The following is a 20,798-nucleotide window of genomic DNA, read 5'->3' on the forward strand; positions in this document are numbered from 1 at the left end:
GGTTTTCCCGACCAAGAGCAGCCGAGCATGGCTCGGCTCTACAGAAATCGGGATCTCAGACGTCCAGCAGTTCGCCGGCGCCGGCATCGAGCAGCAGCTTCGCCACGCGTTGGCCCAACGCTTCCGGGTCACTGGCCGGGCCCACGGCCTCGGCGCGCACCGCGCGGCCATCGCTGGCACTGCCGACCAGCCCCTGCAGGTGCAGGTCCTGGCCCTGCCACTGCGCGATGGCCGCCACCGGCACGTGGCAGCTTCCATGGAGCGCGCGGTTCATCGCCCGCTCGGCTTCCACGCAGGCACGCGTCGCGGCGTCATCCAAGCCAGTGAACAGCGCCATCAGGCGCGCGTTGCCGCCATCACACTCCACCGCCACTGCGCCCTGCGCCGGGGCCGGCAGCCACTGCGGCGGCTGCAGGCGCGAGACGATGCGCTCGCCCAGGCCCAGCCGTTCCAGCCCGGCCACCGCCAGCACGATGGCGTCGTAGCCACCGTTGTCGAGCTTGGCCAGGCGGGTGTTGACGTTGCCGCGCAGGTCCAGCAGTTCCAGGTCTGGGCGCAGCGCGCGCAGCTGGGCCTGGCGGCGCAGTGACGAGGTACCGACCCGCGCACCGATCGGCAGCGCATCCAGCGAGGCGTACAGGTTGGAGACGAAGCCATCGGCCGGATCGTGGCGGGTCAGCATCGCCGGCAGCGCGAACGGCGCGTCCAGTTCCATCGGCACGTCCTTCAACGAGTGCACCGCGCAGTCGGCCTCGCCGCGCAGCATCGCCAGCTCCAGTTCCTTCAGGAACAGGCCCTTGCCACCGATGGCGGCCAGCGAGCGGTCGAGCACTTCGTCACCGCGGGTGCTCATCGGCACCAGTTCCACATGCAGGCCAGCGTGGGCCTGGCGCAGGCGGTCGGCGACGTGTTCGCTCTGCCAGAGGGCGAGCGGGCTCTTGCGTGTGGCGATGCGGACGGTTTCCATCCGGTCATTATCGCGCCTTCGGCGCGGATACGGCCAACGGCGGAGCCCCTCGTGGCTGGCGCGAACGGCTGGGTCCATGGGCCTGGCCGGGCGGGGTGGGTTCGCGGGGGACGCCGTAAACCCATCCTTGGGGGCTTGGCCGCGGCATCCATGCCGCGGACACCCCCGCGAACCCACCCCGCCCGACCTCTGACAGTTTCCGTGCGCGTCAGCCACGGAAGATCAAAAGAAAAAAGCAGAAGCAAGAGCAACAGCCGGCGGCTTCCGGGGTCAGAGCCCTTCTCCGCAGGAAAAGGGCTCTGACCCTATTTCCCACCCGATAACACCAATGATCTTGCTGTCCGACGCAGTAGACAACAAGAGGGTTGGGCCGGGGTGGGGTGGCGGGACCGTTGGCGCCATGGATGGCGCCATCGAGCTTACAGGGATGTACTTGCAGCGTGTCCCGCCACCCCACCCCGGCCCGACCCAGCACGTAGCAACACCGAGCCATGAAACGCTGTTGCTGTTGCTGTTGCTGTTGATCTCGAAGCAGTCGCGGCCGCAGGCCGCGCGGAACACTCACAGATGCCGCAGTTCCTGCTTCAACGTCGCCACGCAGCGGCGGCTGACTTCCAGCGGCTGCTTGCCATGCCGCAGCACCGCCTGTACCTGCCCGCCCGTACCACGACGCAGCTCCACCAGCTCGTGGCGCGCCACCAGGCAGTTGCGATGGATGCGGATGAAACGACTGGCGAACTCCTCCTCCAGCGATTTCAGCGACTCCTCGATCAGGTCCTCGCCGCGCGCATGGTGCACCACCACGTACTTCTCTTCGGCCTGCAGGTAGTGGATGTCATCCAGCGGAATCAGCCGCAGGCTGCCGCGCAGGCGTGCGCACAGCATGCTGCGGGCCTGCTGCCCGCCGCTGTCCTGCGGCTGGCCATCGCGGCCGGCCAGAAACGTGCGTGCACGTGCGATCGCTGCAGCAAGGCGCTCGGCACGTACCGGCTTCATCAGGTAGTCGATGGCAGCCGCCTCGAACGCCGACAGCGCATGCGCGTCGTAAGCCGTGCAGAACACCACCGCCGGACGCGGCTCGAAGCTGGCCAGATGGCGCGCCGCTTCCAGGCCGTCCAGCCCGGGCATCGCGATATCCAGCAGGACCAGGTCCGGCTGCAGCTCCGCGCATGCATGCAGGGCCTGCTCGCCGTTGCCGGCCTCGGCTACCACATCCACGCCCTCCTGCGCGGCCAACAGGCTGCGCAGACGCTCGCGCGCCAGCGGTTCGTCATCGGCGATGACTACCCTCACGATCGTTCCCTCACTGGATCGGCACTGTCACCTGGCAGGCATAGTAGCCCTCGCTCCAGCCAGCCGTCATCCGCGCGGCGCTGCCGAAGCGCCAGGCCAGCCGATGACCAATGCTGTGCTGGGCATGTCCGGCACCACGCGCCAGTGCCAGCCCCGGTGCCTGCGGGTCCGGCGCGGGATTCCGCACCTGGATCCGCAGTTCATTGCCGTCGCGGTGCAGCTGCAGCTCGATGGTGCCGCCCTCGGGCAGGCGTGAAATGCCATGCAGCACGGCGTTTTCCACCAGTGGCTGAAGTACCAGCCTCGGCAGTGGCAGGTCCCACGGCAGCGGCTCGTCGCGTTGCCAGCGCACCTGCAGGCGTTCGCCCAGGCGCAGCGATTCAATCGACAGATAGCGCTCGGCCAGCTCGCATTCGTCGCGCAGGGTGGAGTCGCCCTCGCCCGCGCCCAGCGCGGCACGGAACAGGTCGGACAGGTCCAGCACCGCGCGTTCGGCCACCGCCGGATCGCGATGCAGCAGGCTGGCGATCAGGTTCATGCTGTTGAACAGGAAATGCGGGCGGATGCGCGCCTGCAGCGCGTCAGCCTGCGCGCGCGCGTTGGCCTGCACCTGCGCCGCCCAGCGATCGCTCACGTAGAAGTAGCGCAGGGCCAGCGCGGCGATCAGTGCCGTGGTCGCCGCACTGCCAAGGGTGAAGCGCCAGAAGCTGATGCCGCGGGCGAAGCTGTCGCCCAGCACCGCGTAGAGTGCGTGCACGATGCCGGCGCAGACCACCGCGATCAGGGTCGCCAGCGCGATCGCCGCGATGGCACCCAGCATCTGCGGCAGCCTCGACAACGCCTGCCGCAGCAGGCACAGGCTGGCGGTCACCGCCAGCGCCAGCCACAGCGCAAAGCCGCTGGCCGACAACAGTTCGCCGAAGGTCCAATGACGACTGCCATCCGGGGCCAGGGCCAGCACCACCACCACCAGCTCGGCCAGGCCGAGCATCGCCGCCAGCCGCGGCAGGCGGCACAGTTCCGGCATCCACGGCGGTGTGCTGGCCGGGGGCATGGCTCAGGCGGCGCCCAGCCGTTCCTGCAACCAGTCACCCAGCGCCTGGATCTCTTCAGCGCAGACCTGGTGGGCCATCGGGTAGCTGTGCCATTCCACGTCCAGGCCCAGCGCCTGCAGGGCCTGCGCGCTGTGTACGGCCACCGCCTGCGGAATCACCGGGTCGCTGCTGCCATGGGCCATGAACACCGGCACCTGCACCGCACCGTCAACGCGCTTGGCGCTCTCGGCTTCCGGCAGATAGGTGGACAGTGCGATCAGGCCAGCCAGTGGCGCAGTGCGCGACAGTGCGGCGGTGAGGATGATCGCGCCGCCCTGCGAGAAGCCGGCCAGGAAGATCTTCTCCGGCGCGATGCCGCGCTCGATCTCACGCGCAATCAGCGCATCCAGCTGTGCCACCGATTCCCGCACCCCGGCCATGTCGGCGCGCGAGCGGAAATCCATGCCGACGATGTCGTACCAGCCGCGCATCGGCACGCCGTTGTTGATCGTGATCGGCCGCACCGGTGCGTGCGGGAACACGAAGCGCAGCGCGGGCCAGTGCGGGCGTACCAGTTCGGGCACGATCGGCGCGAAGTCATTGCCGTCGGCGCCGAGGCCGTGCAGCCAGATCACCGACCACTGCGGCGATACGCCGGTTTCCTGTTCGACCGTTTGCAGCATGATGCGGCTCCTTCAAGTTCGAGCCGCATTATGCCGCTGGCGCGGGGCGATCAGTACAGCGGCGGTTGCTCGGCCGCTTCCCGGCGCAGCTGGGCGGCGCGCACCAGCACCGTCGGCGGAATGTTCTCCTCGGGAATGTCGAGCAGGCCCAGGCGATGCAGGAAGGCACCGGGGCCGCGCGAGGACGTCAGGGCGACCACCGGCACCGCCAGCACCATGCCGATCACCACCGGCGCCATCCAGGCCGCCAGCGACGGCGATACCGCCCAGGCCACCAGGCCCATGAAGGCACCGAACACGCCCAGCCCGCCGTAGCCGCGGACCAGGGCCATCCACGAGATGCCACCATCGTCACGCTGCTGTGCGTCCCAGCCGGAATCGCGCCCGGACAGCACTTCGGCCACGCCGCGCGACTGCACGTACATCACCACCGGCGCCATCAGCGCGGCCAGAACGGTTTCCACCAGCATCGACACGAACGCGCGGATCGCGCCGCCACAGCCACGGCGGTCGACCGGGTCCAGCAGCATCGCCAGGTAGCCCAGCACCTTGGGCAGCAGCAGCACCGCCATGGTCGCGGCGAACAGGCGCACCACCTGTTCCTCGTCCTGGGCACGCCAGTACACGCTGGGGGACAGGTGCAGCAGGGCGTTGAAGTCGATGCCCTCCTGGAACAACGGAATGGCGATGCCGATCAGCATCAGCATCGCCCACATCGGCGCGGTGAAGTAATGGCCGATGCCGATCAGCATGTGCGTGCGGCTGATCCAGTGCAGGCCGCGGCTGCCGACCACCTTGCCGTGCTGCAGGTTGCCCTGGCACCAGCGGCGGTCGCGCACCAGCAGGTCGGTCAGCGTCGGCGGGCCTTCTTCGTAGCTGCCGCCCAGGTACGGCACCATGTGCGCGGCCCAGCCGCCACGCCGCATCAGCGCCGCTTCGACGAAATCATGGCTGAGCACGTGGCCGCCGAACGGCTTGCGCCCCGGCAGCGCCGGCAGGCCGGCGTGGTCGGCGAAGGCACGGGTGCGGATGATCGCGTTGTGGCCCCAGTAGTTGCTCTCGGCGCCATGCCACCAGGCCACGCCCCGGGCGATCACCGGGCCGTACACGCGGCCACCGAACTGCTGCATGCGGGCGAACAGGGTGCGGCCGCCGATCACCGACGGCAGGGTCTGGATCAGGCCGACATCGGCGTTGTGCTCCATGCCGGCCACCAGGCGCACGATGCTGTCGCCGGTCATCAGGCTGTCGGCGTCGAGGATCAGCATCTGCGGGTAGGCGCCACCGAAACGGCGCACCCAGTCGGCGATGTTGCCGGCCTTGCGTCCGCTGTTGTCGCCGCGACGGCGATAGAACAGGCGCGTCTGCCCGTCCGGCACGCGGTCGCGCAGTTCGGCGAAGACCTGTTCCTCGGCCGCGGCAATATCCTCGCGTCGGGTATCGCTGAGCACGAAGAAGTCGAAGCGTTCGAGCTGGCCGGTGGCCGCCACCGATTCGTAGATCGCCTGCAGGCCCGCCAGCAGGCGCCGCGGATCTTCGTTGTAGGTGGGCATCAGCAGCGCGGTGCGGCTGTGCACGGTCGGCAGCGGCTTGTCCGGGTCGATGCCGAGGCGATAGCCACGGTCGAACACGGCGGTCAGGAAGCCGGCCAGGGCGCTGGCGAAGGACAGCGCGATCCAGGCGAACAGGCCAACGAACAGCACCAGCAGGCACGCTTCCAGCACGCTGATGCCATTGGCCGACAGCACCCGCCACATCATGCGGGTGGCGATGGCGGTCATGGCCAGGGTGCCGCCGAAGATGTAGAACCGGCGCAGGCCGATCAGGCGTGGCGAGGTTCGGTGGCGACGGACCTTCAGCGCACCCTCGCGCAGGGTCTGCTCGGGCATCGGCAGCGGTGATTCGGCGGGCAGCAGCGCCCAGCCGGCGTCGAGCCGGGGTGCATCCGCTTCTGCGTGGATGGTTTGCCCCCCCATCACCGCTTACTCCCCACGGTCGGCATGGCCGGCCGTCCCGGCCGGGCTGCATGCACGAAGGTTCCCGGCGCGCCTTCCCGGCGCCCGCACTTGTCCTGGCTGTGCCGGCCCTTGGCCGCACAGTCGCTGTCTGTCACTACCGGAACCCACACGATCTCCAACGGGGCGGAATCGAAAATGCGGCCCAGTCTAGGGCGCCGGATGTAAGCCGAGTGCGAAGGTCTACGCCGGGATTTATCCCCATTCAGCAAACAGCAGGCGACGCCGCGCCCTGCGGCGCGATGTCGCTTCTTTGCATGGCGTACTGGATCGTAACAAACGCGAACGGTTATCATTTCATTAACCAGGCAGGTCACCGTCTTCCGGACGGCTGAGACCCACCCAGCTGCGCCGGCCCGAACCGAGCGCCCTACGACCCATGGAAGGGGGGCCTGCCTGCTTGTCTGCGCGCGCCCGTCGCTTCCATCCGGTCCCTCTCATCCGATGGAAGCCGTCATGTCCCAGCTGTCCCGTTCCCGTTCCGCGCGCCTGCCGCGCACTCGCCTGGCCAGTGCCCTGGCCACCGCCTGCCTGCTGACCGTGCCCGGCCTTGCCGCCGCCGAGGCCAGCGCCGATGCCTCCACCAAGGACCTGGATACCGTGGTGGTGACCGCTTCGGGCAACCAGCAATGGATCAAGGATGCGCCGGCCAGCATCAGCGTGATCAGCCGCGAGGACATCGCGCGCCAGCCGGTGCACGACCTGGCCACCCTGCTCAGCCGTGTGCCGGGCGTGACCGGCGGCCTCAGCGCCGTCGGCGAGCAGTCCAAGATCAAGCTGCGCGGCATGCCGTCCAACTACACGCTGGTGCTGGTGGACGGCAAGCGCATGGGCAGTTCGGCGTCGACCCACTACCGGCCGGACCTTGGCCGACAGGACCTGAACTGGATTTCGCCCGACCAGATCGAGCGCATCGAAGTGGTGCGCGGGCCGATGTCGTCGCTGTACGGTTCCGATGCCATGGGCGGCGTGATCAACATCATCACCCGGCGCATCGGCGATGAATGGAACGGCAGCGCGACGCACAGTTATACCCGCCCCGCCGATGACAAGCGCGGTGACACCCAGCAGATCGGCGCCACGTTCTCCGGCCCGCTCGGCGAACGCTTTGGCCTGCGCGTCGGTGCCAACAGCATGCGCCGCGACTCGGACCAGTCCAACGGTGGTGTCTACGGCAACGCCTACGCCGGCGAGAAGGATCGCAATGTCGACGCGCTGCTGCAGTGGACGCTCAGCGACGCGCAGGAACTGTCGCTGGAAGCCGGCCATGGCGTGCAGCAGGCCTTCATCGACGCCTCGCTGGAAAAGCAGGATGAAGGCGCCTGGGGTGCCAGCGAACTCAAGCGCAGCTCGCTGGCGCTCAACCACGATGGCAAGTGGAGCTTCGGCAATTCGAAGATCAGTGCGTACTGGACCAAGTACAAGAACGACATCGGTGCTACCGGCCGTTCCGAAGCGACCGATACGATCATCGAAGGCAGCCTGACCACGCCATTCACCCTCGGTGTTGAACATCAGTTCGCCGTGGGCGGCCAGTGGAAGCGCCAGGAGCTGACCAACACCGACACCATCGGCCGCGCGCCGATCGACTATGCCGGCAATGCCGTCAGCGGCTCCGATCTGGAAGTGGATACGTGGGCCCTGTTCGTCGAAGACGAGCTGAAACTGCACCGCACCCTGGCGCTGACCCTGGGCGCGCGCCTGGACCATCATGGGAAGTTTGGCGGCCATGTCAGTCCGCGCGCCTACCTGGTCTGGCACCCGGCCGAACAATGGACGATCCGTGGTGGCATTTCCAAGGGCTTCCGCGCGCCCAGCCTGACCGAGAACTCCGCCACCGCCGCCACCCAGTCCGGTGGCCGTGGCTGCACCTCGCTGATCCCACTGGGCTATACGCGCGGCGGCTGCTACATGGCCGGCAATCCGGACCTGGACCCGGAAACCAGTACCAACCGCGAGATCGGCATCAGCTTCGACAACGACCTGGTCGATGCCGGCCTGACCTACTTCCATACCGACTTCAGGAACAAGATCGAGTACGCCCCGCTGGGCAGGTTCAACGGCATCTGGTGGACGCGCATGAGCAACGTGCAGCGCGCGCGCACCAGCGGCATGGAGGGCAACCTCAATTTCCGCTTCGGCGAGCACTGGCGCTGGCGCACCTCGGCCACCTGGATGAAGGAAGCCAAGAACCTGACCACCGGCCGCAACCTGATCGACACACCGGAATTCTCTGGTTATTCGTCGCTGGACTGGACGCCCGGCACGGTGTTTTCCAGCAGCCTGTCGGCGCAGTACACCGGCAAGCAGACCGGCACGGCGACGACCTTCCTCAAGGCCTACACGCTGTATGACCTGACCGCGGCCTGGAACGTCAACGAGGTGCTGACCCTGCGTGGCGGTGTCAGCAACCTGGCCGACAAGAAGCTGTATGCGGAAGGCTCCACCGACTACTTCGTGGCCGGGCGCAGCTACTTCCTCAGCATGACCGCGCGGTTCTGACCAGCAGCATCCGCCGCGATCGCGCTGGCGACGGGCCAGCGCGATCGGCGGTGTTGCGGATTACTCGCTTTCCAGTGCGGCGGCCGGCGCCGCGCTCTGCACAGCCGCCGTGCGTGCACGGTCCATCGCTACCGCCAGTTGCTGGCGTGCGAGCAGCTGTTGTGCCTGCACCACTTCAGGTGTCGGCAGGAGCACCGGTCCCGGTGCGTTTTCCGGTGTAGCAGGTGTGGTCATGCAGCCTCCATGGACATCCCGCCGCCGCACGGACTCAGCGGGTGCGGCAGCGGAACTGCGCACCCTATCCTAAAAACAAGGCGGGTGGGTGACGGTGCGCCCCTGCGCCGCACCACCATGCAGGATAGAGCGTCACATTTCCGACGCTGCAGGGTGGATTCCTGAACCGGCCGCACCGTATCATGTAAACGTTTTCCCACAAGGACGTGTACGTCAATGAACACAGTCGACCTCTCCCGCTTCAGCCCGAAGTGGCAGTTCCGCTTCAACTTCTTCCAGCAGCACGGCGCACCCAAGGAACCGGGTTTCAAGCAGGCCTGGAAGGCGTTGTCCTTCGGCGACCGCCTGAAGGTCAACATCAACTTCTTCGCCTTCTTCTTCGGCTTCATCTACCTGCTCATCCTGGGCATGTGGCGCAAGGCACTGGTGGTGATCGGCATCGGCATCGTGCTGACCATCGTCTCGCTGTTCCTGCCGGATGTCGTCGCGCGTCCACTGTTCATCGCCATGAACTTCCTGGTTGCTTCAAGCACCAACTACAGCTACTACCTGGAGCAGGTGAAGGGTCGCGCCAGCTGGAACCCCTTCGAAGGGATGTTCTGAACCCAAGCCGTCACCGGACCTGGATCCGGTGCGCTGTGACCGGCTGAAACGAAAACGCCCGGCCTTGGCCGGGCGTTTTCATGTGTGCGCGTAGCGGACCTCAGGCCGCGCGGCGTGCCACGGCCACCGGCTCGGCCTGCAGGCGGAAGCGCGAGACCGCCACCGCCAGTTGCTCGGCCTGCTCTTCCATCGCGCGTGCCGCAGCGCTGGCTTCCTCCACCAGCGCGGCGTTCTGCTGGGTAGTCTCATCCATCTGCACCACGGTCTGGTTGACCTGCTCGATGCCGGCTGACTGTTCGCGAGAGGCGGCCGAGATCTCGGCCATGATCTCGTTGACCCGCCCGACCTGGCCGACGATCTCCTGCATCGTGCGGCCGGCGCCGTGCACCAGCTGCGCTCCGGCACCGACCTGGGCCACCGAAGCATCGATCAGCTCCTTGATTTCCTTCGCGGCACCCGCCGAGCGCTGGGCCAGCGCGCGCACCTCGCTGGCGACCACGGCGAAGCCGCGGCCCTGCTCACCGGCCCGCGCGGCTTCCACCGCCGCGTTCAACGCCAGGATGTTGGTCTGGAACGCGATACCGTCGATCACCGAGATGATCTCGGCGATGCGCTGCGACGATGCTTCGATCTGCTCCATCGTCTGCACCACCTGGCTGACCACCTGGCCACCTTCGCTGGCCACGCCCGCTGCGGAGCCGGCCAGGGTGTTGGCCTGCAGCGCGTGGTCGGCGTTCTGGCGCACGGTGGAGGTCAACTCCTCCATCGACGCGGCCGTTTCTTCCAGGTTGGCCGCCTGCTGTTCGGTGCGGCGCGACAGGTCGCTGTTACCGGCAGCAATCTCACCCGCCGCCAGGCGGATGCTGGCCGCCGACTGCTGGATCTGCCCGACGATCCCCGTCAGCTGCTGCACGGTGCTGTTGGCATCATCGCGCATCACCGCGAACACACCGTGGAAGTCGCCCTGCATGCGCGCGCTCAGGTCGCCTGCGGCAATCGCGCGCAGCAGCGTCGACAGCTCGGCCAGGTTGTGGTCGCTCACCTCCATCATGGTGTTGAGGGTCTGCACCATGCGGCGGAAATCGTGGTCGAAGCGCAGCGCATCACCGCGCACCGCGAAGTCGCCGGCGGCCGCCGCAGCCGCCAGTTGCTGGATCTGCTCATTGATCGCGGCCAGGTTGTGCTTGGTGGTGGCCATGGCGGCGGTGAACACTGCCTTCTCGCCCGGCAGTGCTTCCATGTCCACGCTGAGGTCACCTACGGCGTAGCGCTGCATCACCTCGACCAGGCGCTGGGTGACCGCATTGCTGGAGGCCACCAGCTGGTTGCTGTCGGCCACCATGCGGCCGTACTCGCCCGGGAACGCCGAGGCGTCCATGCGGTAGCTGAGCTCGCCGGCATCGTGGCGGCGCGCCATTTCCGCCTGCGCGGCCATCACGGCCTGCAGCTGGCCACGCATGCCCTGCATCGCCTCCAGCAAGCGGCCCACTTCATCGTTGCTGCGTGCCGGCAGCGTGCTGTCCAGCTTGCCGGCGGCCACGTCGCCCGCCACGCGCACGGCTTCGGCCAGCGGGCGGATCGCCAGGCGGCGCAGCAGCACGTAGACACCGGCGCTGAGGGTCAGCGCGGCCACCACGCCAACCAGCAGGGTCAGCCACAGCAGCTGGCGGGCCTCGGCAACGATCACCGCATGCGGCATCACCACGCCCAGCGCGAAGCGCTGCGGGGCATCGCCCACGCGCAGCGGCACGTACACGCGTACGTTGCCGGCCGCGTCCGGGGTGAAGGCTTCAAACCTGCGGTCGGCGGCAATGTCGGCCAGCATGCTGCGGGTCAATGCGTCGCTGCGCGGCTTGCCGATCTCGGCCGCATTGGCCGATGCCAGCACTACGCCCTTGGGCGAGAGCAGTTCGACGCGGCCAGCGCCCATCGGCGTCAGCGTCGCCAGATGCTTCTGCAGCGCCGCCAGCGAGAAGTCCACGGTGAACACACCGAGGAACGTGCCGTTCTCCACGATCGGCGTGCTCAACGTGCTCATCAGCACCTGCTGGCCGGCGATGTCGTAGGCGTAGGGCTCGCTGACCTTGGGCAGCTTGTCGCGGCTGGGCACCACGTACCAGTCGGCCGAACCGTCGGCGGCTTCGGTGTAGTCGGTCATGGTCGACTGCTGCGGCTTGCCGTCGTGCCAGGCCCAGTAGCTCATGTAGCGGCCGCTGGCATCGTGCATCTCGGTATTGGCGAACTCGGCATCCTTGCCATCGAAGGCGTTGGCCTCCCACATGGTGCTCTTGCCCAGCCATTCGGGGTGGGTGCGCAGCTGCTCGCCAATCACCGCGGCCAGGCTGGCGCGGTCGGGAACGTCGCCGCGCGCGCGCTGGGCCAGCACGGCTTCAACCATCGCATCGTTGCTGGCGAAGGCGGTGCCCAGGTCGGCCGCGACCTGGCGCGCCTCGGCATTGGCCTCGCTGGTCATGGTCTGGCGCGAGGCATCGATCAGGCTGGCGCTGGCCTGGCGATAGATCAGGAACGCCGTCAGGCCGAAGCACAGCAGCGCGATGACGGCGGTACCCAGCATCAGCTTGTGGGCGATGCTGCCCGGGCGGCGGGCAGCGGCGGAACGGGAAGAAGGCATGGAAGGATCCGCAAGGCAGTTCAGGACAACCGGCACCGCAAGGGCACCGCGCAGGCGCGCGATCCATCGCGCAGGCTGCCGGCCGCCGGGGACCGCCCGGCGCTGGAAGCGCACCGGGTTAGCGGCCGCCAGCCCACCAGGTTGAGGCGCCTGGCGTGCACATTCCTGAATCCGCTCAGGGACGGGCCAGAAACCCGTCCCGTCTCCCCTACTCGGCCACCCGGTCCCTGATCCACTCCGCGCGTGGCAACACTTCGATGCTGCCTGAGGCGTACTGCTGCAGCACGTCGTCCGGCCCGAAGCGCGGCTGCCAGCCCAGCTCCCTGCGGATACGGGCACTGTCGTAGACGCGATCGACGCTCAGCGGCAACGGCCAGCCACGGCGCTCGAACTCGGCCAGCAACTGCGGCACGCGCCGGGCCAACACGTTGCGCGGCTGGGTGGCCAGCTCCAGGCAGTCCTCGCGCCGGAACGGTGTCGCCGCGCAGGCGATGTAGCGGTCGAAGGCCGCGCCCTCATCGAGCAGCAACGCCGCATGCGCGCTGGCCACGTCACGCGCGTCAATGCCGCGGTGCAGGCGGAACATCGCCATCCGCTCCGGCGGTTCCGGGAAGCAGCGCCCCATCCGCAGCACGCGCACACTGAACTCCGGCGCAGCGGCGGCTTCAGCCAGGGCCTCGGCCTGCAGTTTGGTGCGGTGGTAGATCGTGCGCGGCAACGGCTCGGTATCCTCGTCGATCCATCGGCACCCCCCCGCCACCACGGCATGGCCGTACAGCGCCGTGGTACTGGTCAGCACGAAGCGCCGAGCACCGGCTTCGCGCGCCGCCTGCAGCAGGTGCGCAGTGGCGTCCACGTTGATCTGCTGGAACACCGTATCCGGTACCAGGCCAACGTGCGGGGCATGCAGGGCCGCGGTATGGATGACCGCGTCGACGCCCTGCACCGCGCGTACGACGGCCTGATGATCGGTGACATCGGCAATGATGCGCGTGGTGGCAAACGGGCTGCGATCCAGGCCCACCACTTCATGGGCAGCCGCCAACGCACCGAAGATCGCGCGCCCGATCCGCCCGGAACTGCCGGTCAACAGAATCTTCATTGAGTCCATTCACTCGAAGCGCCCGGGAACTACCGGGATGCCTCGATTCTAGGCATGCTGCATGTCATCTGCGATAGGGCGGTGTTGCAGATGTGCGTTCATCCTGACGACTTCGAGGGCGCCAGCAACTGCCGTGCGATGAACAACGGATCATCGCCACCTGCAACATCGGGCGTCACACCGGTGCGCTCCCAGTTGCCGCCGGTACGCAGGTTGATGGGCTGGCGGTCCGGAATGCTGATCTGATAACCGTCCGGCAGCAGCACAGGATCATCGAACATATGTGCGGCGCCACCACTGCGGCCGCCGACGATGCGCGCACGTCCCAGGGCCTGCAGCGAACAGGCAACGAACTCGGCCGCCGAGCCGGTGCGGCGGTCGATCAGCACGACCAGCGGCTTCAGGTACAGCGGCAGGCTCACCGGCGGCAGGGGTACCGCCGTGCGCTGGCCGCGATGCTCAACGGCCTGCACCTGGGTGACGGTGGGCTGCAGCAGCGTGCGTACCAGCAGGTCCGCGCTGCCGTCGTCACCGCCGCCGTTCTGGCGCAGGTCCAGCACCAGGCCATCGGTGTCGGCCAGCAGGGTGAACGCCGCCGCCAGCTTGGGGCGAGCCAGATCGAGCGGATAGAAGGTGCTCAGCCGCAGGTAGTCGATGTTGCCCTCCAGCACCCGCACCTCGCGACAGCCGCGAACGCATCCTGCAGTTGAGCCCGCTTGCCCTGCAGGCACTGCCGGCGCTGCAGGCGCAATGGCAGGCCACCGCACGTGCCGCACGCAGCCTCGATGCGGATCTCGGACAGTCGTTGGAGCAGGTGCTGCGCGATGCACTGCAGGCGCTGGAGCAACGACCGATCGCGCAACGCCTTGGCGACGCCCGTCGGCGCTGACACAGCGCCGTCTCGATGACGCCCCGCGTCTTCGCTGATGCCTGCCGCAGCGTTCGCCTGAATGGCGCCGCCATCAACCAGGTGCGCACATCGCGTGAAGGCCACGACCGCGATGGCGACCTGGACTTAGCACGCGTTGGCCAAGCATGGGCGCCGTCGCCGACCACGGCGCCACCCATGCAGCAGGAGACTTCCCATGACTGAGCAGAATCACCGCTCCAACCGGGGCTTCGCCTCGATGGACCAGGCCAAGCAGCGCGCGATCGCTGCCAAAGGCGGGCGTGCCGCGCATGCTTCCGGCAATGCGCATGAGTTCAGCCCCGACGAGGCACGCGCGGCAGGCCGCAAGGGCGGCGAGGCGATCAGCCGTGATCGGCAGCACATGGCCGCGATCGGACGTGAAGGTGGGCATGCCCGCCACGCCAATGCCCGCCAGCAGCAACAGCAACAGCAAGCCGGGCATGGCGCAGAGGATCCACATCACCAGCAGCGGTGATACCGCGCCCTCAGGCCGCGGCCCGTCGACGGTACAGTTCCGCAGCCACGAGCAGGACCAGCGTGCCTGCCACTGCCATCGCCCAGGCGAAGCCGGCGGCCATGGCACTGCGATACCCGGTAAGCACCTGCGGCGCGGCGTGCAGCGAGCCCGGGCGCAGGATGAGATCACGCGCCTGCGCAACAAGCCACTGCTGACCTGGGGCCTGCGCGGATGCGGCGAACTGCTGCACGGCGTGTTGACCCATCAGGCTGCCCAGCAAGGCGAGGATCCAGGCCGGCGTGCACGGCGGCACCGATGACCTGATCGCCATGCCAGCGCAGGATGCAGAGGCCTTCATCGCAGCGGTGGTGGGCGATTGCCTGCGCATGGTCGGCGTTCCGGCAGCGCCAACGCGCGGCGGCAGACGACGCTGAAGCGACGCTTCCCGCTCAGGCGTGAGCGAGGATGTTCAGCAGCCGCCCGAAGGGATCGCGGACGAAGAAGCGGCGCACGCCCCAGGGTTCGTCGGCCGGGCCATACTCCAGCGCGACACCAGCCGCACGCATGCGCTCCAGCACCTGCTGCAGGTCGTCCACCTCGATCGACAGGTCCGGCACCGGCGTGCCGGAACCGCCCTCACTGGCAAAACTGACCTGCGCCAGTGCACTGCCCTGCCCGCCATGGGTGACGATCCAGCCATGGTCCATCACCACTGGCATGCCGAGCAGCTCGCCGTAGAAGGCAGCGGCCCGTTCGGGTTCCGGTGTGGCGATGTTGGCAACGATGCGTTTGACGGCCATGACATTCCTCACCATGAAGACATGCCGAGCCTACCGTATCGAGGCTGGCACCCTCGGCGGAAACAGAAGAGCCCCGCCGATGGCGGGGCTCCCCCACGGCTCAATCGGCGCGACTCACACGCCCATGCACAGATCGACCACGCAGGTGTTGTACGCCTGCTCGCATTCCCCAGCATCGGCGCTACTGGCCAGGCACATCTGATAGGCCCGCCAGCACGGCTTGTCGCAAGGCTCTACCGGCCCCGCCACTGCCACCGAACCGGTACACGCCAACGCGAACACCGCCACTGCGATCACCTTCCTGATAACACGCATCGACATCACTCCCTGATAAGCCTGGTGAGCCCAGGCCGGCTCACGGTAGCCGGGGAGCCGGGAGGCCAGGTGAATACCCGTGTCACGCCACCTTAACGCGTTCATAAAAATTCCTTCACATCACTGGGGGTGATCGGCGCGCTGCGGGGTTAACGGCGTTGTTGTCCGTCAACCAAGGAATGTTGTCCGATGAATCACCCGCTGCACGGCCGTTCGTCCCACTCCCGCTCCCCGCTGCACAGCCGCCTGGCGTTGGCCGTAGCCAGTTCCCTGTTGCTGGCTGCCGCGTTGCCCGCCATGGCCAGCGACTCACTCGACGCCTGGCAGCAGCAGCGCCAACTGCAGGCCGCGTGGGCGCAGCCCGCGTCGCTGGCAAGCTCGCCGGCCGGCGCGAACCGGGTGGCCGCAACGCCCGCAGCAGCAGCCAGCACCACCTCGATCCTCGGTAATCCGGGTGATCCGGCCAGCTGGCGCACGGAAGAATTCAACGCCGACTGGGGCCTGGCCGCGACCCATGCCGACGACGCCTACGCGCGCGGCCTGACGGGTACCGGCATTCGCCTTGGCGTGTTCGACAGTGGCACCGGCCTGGATCATCCGGAGTTCGCCGGAAAGAACCATCGCAGCATCCACATCGCCGACGTGCTCGCTGATGGCACGCGCTGCACCAACACTGCACAGCTCACGGGTCCCGGCGCCTGCTTCTCCAGTGATGGCGACGACGTGCAGGTCAGCTACGTCGGGTTCAACGCAAACGTCCCCCAGAACATCCGCGATCTGATCGTGGCGGGTCCCTATGTACAGCCCGGTATCGGCTACGAAGTACACGGCACCCATGTGGCCGGCACCATTGCCGCCAATCGCGATGGCAACGGCATGCATGGCGTCGCCTTCGGGGCAGATCTCAGCGTCGCCCGCCTGTTCTTCAACAGCGCCAGCGAATGGCAGCGTACGGCGACCGGCTATTCCGTGGTCTCGCTGGGCGGCGTAGGTCCCGACTCGTCCGCCGTAGTCGACATGTACGCGCAGATGAACGCCCAGGGCGTTCGCGCGGTCAACCACAGCTGGGGCCTGACCAAGGAGCCCAATGCAGTACTGATGGATCAGATCTACAACGATCCAGACTATCGCGACTACCTTGCCACTTATGCAGACGGGTCCCGCGCCAGGGGCATGATCCAGGTCTGGGCCGCGGGCAATTCACCTGCACGGGATGCTGCCGCTCCTGTATCTGCCAGCCCTATCGCCGGTATGTACGCCACCCTGCCGCGTGCCTTCGCCGACATCGAAAAATACTGGCTCAGCGTAGTCAACGTTGGACAGGATTTCACCCTCAGCCTGACCTCCAACAAGTGCGGCCTCAGCGCCAACTGGTGCCTGGCTGCCCCGGGCTCCAACATCAACTCCACGGTCTACGGCGATGACTCCGCGGTTGCGGCGTCGTTGGGCGTTGATGCCAACGGCAACCTGTCGCTCGACGTCACCCAGCGCGTGCCGACCTACAGCTACGGGCTGCTCAGCGGCACGTCGATGGCCGCACCGCACGTCACCGGTGCGCTCGGCCTGCTGTTCGAACGCTTCCCCTACCTGGACAGCGCGCAGGTGCGCGACGTGCTGCTGACCACCGCACGCGACCTTGGCGCACCGGGTATCGACGAGATCTACGGCTGGGGCCTGATGGATCTGCGCAAGGCCATCGAAGGCTACGGCTCGCTGCGCGTGGATACCAACGTGGTGATGAACCAGAAGGCCGGTGGCCTGAAGGTCTGGGAAGGCGACGCCTGGGATGACTGGACCAACGACATCGGTGGCCCCGGAAAACTGACAAAGTCGGGCATCGGCTGGCTGCGCCTGAGCGGCGACAACAGCTTCAACGGCGCAGTGCTTCGTGAGGGCACGCTGGAGTTGAACGGCGCCAACACCCTCACGTCTGCGGTCGAGGTGCAGGCGGGGCAGTTCCTGCTCAACGGCAGCCTGGTTTCCACCGCACTGACCACCACCGGTGGCGTCAGTACGGTCAGCGCCAGCGGCGTGCTGAAGGACAGCAACCTGACCGTCAACGGTGGCGTGGTGTCCTTCAACGGCACGCAGACCGGCGGTACCACCACGGTCGGTGCCAACGGCCTGCTGAAGGGTGTCGGTACGCTCGGCAGCACCCACGTCGACGGCATCATCGCGCCCGGCAATTCGATCGGCACGCTGACCATCAACGGCAACTACGTACAGGGTGCAACCGGCGTCTATGCCGCCGAACTTGCTCCGGGCGGGCGCAGTGACCAGTTGCACGTGACCGGTACCGCCACCCTCGGCGGTACGCTGGTCGCGTTGCCGGAACCGGGCACCTACTATCTGGGCGAACAGTTCAACTTCATCCGCGCCGACGGCGGTGTCAGCGGCCAGTTCGCCAAGACCGACTTCAGTGCATTCTCGCCGTTCCTGCAGTTCAGCCTCGCCTACGGTGCCAATGGCACCCGTATCGACGTGGCACGCGGTGCCTCGCTGGCCAGCGCCGCCACCACGCCGAACCAGCGCGCGGTGGCCACGGCGGCGGACCTGCTGGCAATCAACCAGGGCCTGCCCAGGCCGCTGACCCAGCTGTTCCCGCAGCAGCTTGGCGGTGTACTGGACGGCCTCGGTGGCGAGCTGCATCCTGCCACGGCCCTGGCCCTGGTTGAAGGCAGCCGCTATGTGCGCGATGCCGCACTGTCACGTCGTGCCGGTGCAGCGTCACCGGGGGCCGATACGGGCGACGCCAGCGGCGCGTGGGTGCAGGCCCTTGGCGGCAACAGCAAGCTGGACGGCAACGCCAATACTGCGCGTACCGAAGCCAACAGCACTGGTCTGCTGGCCGGCATCGACCGCGAGTTTGGTGGCTGGCAGATCGGCGTTCTGGCCGGCACGGGGCGCACCGACGTGAAGCAGCAGGAACGTCGCGCAAAGTCGAAGATCGACAACACCCATTTCGGTGCGTATGCCAGCCACGCATGGGGCGGCTTCGGACTGCGCGGTGGCCTGGCATGGAGCCAGCACAAGGTGAAGAGCACGCGTGATATCGCCTTTGCTGGGTTCAGCGACAGCCTGAGTGCGCGCTACGACGCGCGTACCCGCCAGGCCTTCGTCGAAGCCGGCTACCGCTTCGGCGGCCCGGAGGCCGGGTTGGAGCCCTACCTGCAGGTTGCACGCGTGGAGGTGGACCTGAAGCAGATCAACGAACAAGGCGGCGCTGCAGCGTTGCACGGCAAGGTCGAGGACACTGCCACCACAGTCGCCACGGCCGGCGTGCGCTTCGACAAGGGCCTGAAGGCATCGTTCCAGCAGGACAGCTGGCTGCACCTGCGCGGCGGCCTGGGCTATCGCCACGCCTCGGGCGACCGCAGCCAAGTGGGCAACCTCGCCTTCGCCAACAGCAGCAACACGTTCGGGGTCGAAGGCGCGCCGATCGCCGACGGCGCCGTGGTCGCCGAGCTGGGCCTGTCGGCATGGCTGACCCCGCGCCAGCAGCTGGAGCTCGGCTACAGCGGCCAGTTCGGCAGTGAGAGCCGCGATCACGCCGCAAACGTGCGCTGGTCGGTTCGTTTCTGAACACGCGCGCCCTTCCGGGCGCGTGCTCTCTTGACGGTTTGGGGCGGCCTCGCGGCCGCCCCTTTTTTCTTTATGCTCGGTGCAGTTTGATCAAGCCGCCTTCATGGCGTGCTTGCGGGCGCGCATGACGTTATGGCATTCCTGCACTTCGGGCAACAGCTGGGTGACTTCCTGGCGCACGGCCGGCGGCAGCTCGTTGTCCTTCAGCACGTCCTTGAACGCGCCCAGCAGGCGATCCTCGGACTCCTCCAGTTCGGCCACGTAGCCGTAGTTGGTATCACCGAACGCAGCGCGGACCTTGCCGTAGAACTGCTGCATCGAACCGACCACGGTGCCGTGCTCGGCCGGCTTGCCGCCGCTGGCAGCAACCGAGCCACTCAGTGCGGCCACGATGCGGCCCTTGACGCCGGCGATGCGGGTGAACAGTGCCGACAGCTCGGCATCCTTGACCTTGGTCGCCGCTTCTTCATAGAAGGACTTGCCATCGCGGGCGATCTCGATCAGGTCGTTGAGGCGATGTTCGATGGTCGACTGGGTGCTCATGTCATTGCTCCTGTGTGATCGATATGCGGGGGAGAAAAGCAGCATCGCGACGCTGCCTGTGGGACCACTGTGGACACCTCGGCGTGGTTCGCGGGTGAGTACCGATTGATGCGCACGTCACTTCACCCAACCCGCACTGACTGCTTCACGCCATAGCGTTGGGCCGTTCACATTTGCCTGCATCACCACGGCACGAAGAGGATGATCAGCACGATCACCAGTACCGCGGCGAGCGCTCCCATCAGTACGTTTCGCTGGCGCCAGCTGGGCGTGGGTTTGCCTGGAGTATTCATGTCTGCCTGCCTGTCTGTACGGATGACCCCGGCAGCCTGATGGATGTGCGCCAGCGTGTGCGTGCAGAGTCCGTGCAGGCCACGTGTACATCGATATCGGCGATGTCGATTCCGAGGACCGTCATTCGTCGGAGGAGTAAAGGCAGGCCTTTCGTCCTGCAGGAGCGTCCCGATGTCGCCGGTTCTCACTGCTTTCGCCACCTCCCCCGACCGCGGCCAGGGGCTGGCCCGCGACATGCGCGTGCGCTGGGCACTGGAGGAACTTGGCGTGCTCTATGACGTGCAGCTGCTGAGCTTCGCCGAGATGAAACAGCCCGCGCATCTGGCACGGAACCCGTTCGGGCAGATTCCCACCTGGCAGGATGGCGACCAGGTGCTGTTTGAATCCGGAGCGATCGTCCTGCACCTGGCCGAGCTGCACCCTGGCCTGCTGCCGCGCGACCCGGACGCGCGCATGCGCGCGATCATGTGGGTGTTCGCCGCCCTGAACACGGTGGAACCGCCCATCGTCGAGCGCTCCATGGCGTGGGTGCTGGAGCGCGAGCAGCCCTGGTATGCACAGCGATTGGTGATGCTGGACGAGCGCGTGCGGATGCGTCTCTCGCAGCTGTCTGCGTGGCTGGGCACCGCGGCGTGGCTGGACGGCACGTTCAGCGCGGGCGACCTGATGATGGTCTCGGTGCTGCTGCGCCTGAAGAGCAGTGGCCTGCTCGATGAGTACCCGCTGCTGGTGGCCTATGTGGCACGGGCGACGCAGCGTCCCGCCTATCAGCGAGCGTTCGCGGCGCAGTTGGCGGTGTTCCAGAATGCGTAATCACCACGCCATGCGTGGA

Annotated in this window: 17 protein-coding genes and 3 pseudogenes; 7 read left to right on the top strand and 13 right to left on the bottom strand. The window is 67.4% G+C overall.

Going from position 1 to position 20,798, the window contains the following annotated elements:
• Positions 1–55 precede the first annotated feature (55 nt).
• The 5 genes from hemC to mdoH form a co-directional block, all read right to left on the bottom strand.
• Positions 56–967 (bottom strand): hydroxymethylbilane synthase, encoded by a 912-nt coding sequence (gene hemC, locus QP512_RS17770; RefSeq protein ID WP_286070001.1) that lies wholly within the window; start codon positions 965–967, stop codon positions 56–58.
• 561 nt (positions 968–1,528) lie between these two features.
• Entirely contained in the window at positions 1,529–2,260 is a 732-nt protein-coding gene (locus QP512_RS17775) for a LytTR family DNA-binding domain-containing protein (protein ID WP_286070002.1), read from the bottom strand.
• A 10-nt stretch (positions 2,261–2,270) separates the two neighbouring features.
• Positions 2,271–3,314, bottom strand: a complete 1,044-nt coding sequence (locus QP512_RS17780; protein ID WP_286070003.1) for a sensor histidine kinase — start codon at positions 3,312–3,314, stop codon at positions 2,271–2,273.
• Positions 3,315–3,317: 3 nt separating this feature from the next.
• Complete coding sequence (locus tag QP512_RS17785; protein ID WP_286070004.1) at positions 3,318–3,977, bottom strand: alpha/beta hydrolase; 660 nt, start codon at positions 3,975–3,977, stop codon at positions 3,318–3,320.
• Between the two features lie 50 nt (positions 3,978–4,027).
• Positions 4,028–5,953: a glucans biosynthesis glucosyltransferase MdoH gene (mdoH, locus tag QP512_RS17790; RefSeq protein ID WP_286070006.1), complete on the bottom strand. Its 1,926-nt coding sequence runs from the start codon at positions 5,951–5,953 to the stop codon at positions 4,028–4,030.
• Between the two features lie 495 nt (positions 5,954–6,448).
• Between mdoH and QP512_RS17795 the strand changes: the two genes are divergently transcribed.
• Positions 6,449–8,494 (top strand): TonB-dependent receptor, encoded by a 2,046-nt coding sequence (locus QP512_RS17795; protein WP_286070007.1) that lies wholly within the window; start codon positions 6,449–6,451, stop codon positions 8,492–8,494.
• Positions 8,495–8,554: 60 nt separating this feature from the next.
• Here the strand turns inward: QP512_RS17795 and QP512_RS17800 are convergent, their stop codons facing one another.
• Positions 8,555–8,728, bottom strand: coding sequence for a hypothetical protein (locus tag QP512_RS17800; RefSeq protein ID WP_286070008.1), 174 nt, complete (start codon positions 8,726–8,728; stop codon positions 8,555–8,557).
• Positions 8,729–8,944: 216 nt separating this feature from the next.
• Here QP512_RS17800 and QP512_RS17805 point away from each other — a divergent pair, with 216 nt between their 5' ends.
• Positions 8,945–9,331, top strand: coding sequence for a DUF2628 domain-containing protein (locus QP512_RS17805; RefSeq protein WP_286070010.1), 387 nt, complete (start codon positions 8,945–8,947; stop codon positions 9,329–9,331).
• A gap of 100 nt (positions 9,332–9,431) precedes the next feature.
• On the opposite strand, the gene QP512_RS17810 is transcribed toward QP512_RS17805, so the two are convergent.
• From QP512_RS17810 to QP512_RS17820, 3 genes and pseudogenes are all read right to left on the bottom strand, one after another.
• Positions 9,432–11,963 carry a methyl-accepting chemotaxis protein gene (locus QP512_RS17810; RefSeq protein WP_286070011.1) on the bottom strand — a complete coding sequence of 844 codons (2,532 nt, stop codon included), beginning with the start codon at positions 11,961–11,963 and terminating at the stop codon, positions 9,432–9,434.
• A gap of 208 nt (positions 11,964–12,171) precedes the next feature.
• Positions 12,172–13,065, bottom strand: coding sequence for an NAD(P)-dependent oxidoreductase (locus tag QP512_RS17815; protein WP_286070012.1), 894 nt, complete (start codon positions 13,063–13,065; stop codon positions 12,172–12,174).
• 98 nt (positions 13,066–13,163) lie between these two features.
• Positions 13,164–13,748 (bottom strand): annotated as a pseudogene (locus QP512_RS17820) (S41 family peptidase); the annotation flags it as partial.
• Here QP512_RS17820 and QP512_RS17825 point away from each other — a divergent pair.
• Positions 13,748–13,954: pseudogene (locus QP512_RS17825) on the top strand (MarR family transcriptional regulator); the annotation flags it as partial. The pseudogenes QP512_RS17820 and QP512_RS17825 sit on opposite strands and share 1 nt — an antisense overlap.
• A gap of 196 nt (positions 13,955–14,150) precedes the next feature.
• Positions 14,151–14,450 carry a KGG domain-containing protein gene (locus QP512_RS17830; protein ID WP_286070015.1) on the top strand — a complete coding sequence of 100 codons (300 nt, stop codon included), beginning with the start codon at positions 14,151–14,153 and terminating at the stop codon, positions 14,448–14,450.
• 10 nt (positions 14,451–14,460) lie between these two features.
• On the opposite strand, the gene QP512_RS17835 is transcribed toward QP512_RS17830, so the two are convergent.
• Positions 14,461–14,763: a hypothetical protein gene (locus tag QP512_RS17835; protein ID WP_286070016.1), complete on the bottom strand. Its 303-nt coding sequence runs from the start codon at positions 14,761–14,763 to the stop codon at positions 14,461–14,463.
• Here QP512_RS17835 and QP512_RS17840 point away from each other — a divergent pair.
• Positions 14,708–14,866, top strand: a pseudogene (locus QP512_RS17840) (TetR/AcrR family transcriptional regulator); the annotation flags it as partial. The gene QP512_RS17835 and the pseudogene QP512_RS17840 sit on opposite strands and share 56 nt — an antisense overlap.
• A gap of 15 nt (positions 14,867–14,881) precedes the next feature.
• Here QP512_RS17840 and QP512_RS17845 read toward each other — a convergent pair.
• Positions 14,882–15,232 carry a VOC family protein gene (locus QP512_RS17845; RefSeq protein ID WP_286070017.1) on the bottom strand — a complete coding sequence of 117 codons (351 nt, stop codon included), beginning with the start codon at positions 15,230–15,232 and terminating at the stop codon, positions 14,882–14,884.
• A 114-nt stretch (positions 15,233–15,346) separates the two neighbouring features.
• A complete protein-coding gene (locus QP512_RS17850) occupies positions 15,347–15,547 on the bottom strand; it encodes a hypothetical protein (protein WP_286070019.1) in 201 nt (66 codons plus the stop codon).
• Between the two features lie 189 nt (positions 15,548–15,736).
• On the opposite strand from QP512_RS17850, the gene QP512_RS17855 reads away from it, so the two are divergent.
• Positions 15,737–19,129 carry an autotransporter domain-containing protein gene (locus QP512_RS17855; protein ID WP_286070020.1) on the top strand — a complete coding sequence of 1,131 codons (3,393 nt, stop codon included), beginning with the start codon at positions 15,737–15,739 and terminating at the stop codon, positions 19,127–19,129.
• A 90-nt stretch (positions 19,130–19,219) separates the two neighbouring features.
• On the opposite strand, the gene QP512_RS17860 is transcribed toward QP512_RS17855, so the two are convergent.
• On the bottom strand, positions 19,220–19,672 hold the full coding sequence (locus QP512_RS17860; protein ID WP_005419568.1) for a PA2169 family four-helix-bundle protein: 453 nt from the start codon (positions 19,670–19,672) through the stop codon (positions 19,220–19,222).
• Between the two features lie 465 nt (positions 19,673–20,137).
• On the opposite strand from QP512_RS17860, the gene QP512_RS17865 reads away from it, so the two are divergent.
• Positions 20,138–20,779, top strand: a complete 642-nt coding sequence (locus QP512_RS17865; protein ID WP_286070022.1) for a glutathione S-transferase family protein — start codon at positions 20,138–20,140, stop codon at positions 20,777–20,779.
• Positions 20,780–20,798 lie beyond the last annotated feature (19 nt).

This window comes from Stenotrophomonas sp. 57, from assembly GCF_030291075.1.
Classification (GTDB): domain Bacteria; phylum Pseudomonadota; class Gammaproteobacteria; order Xanthomonadales; family Xanthomonadaceae; genus Stenotrophomonas.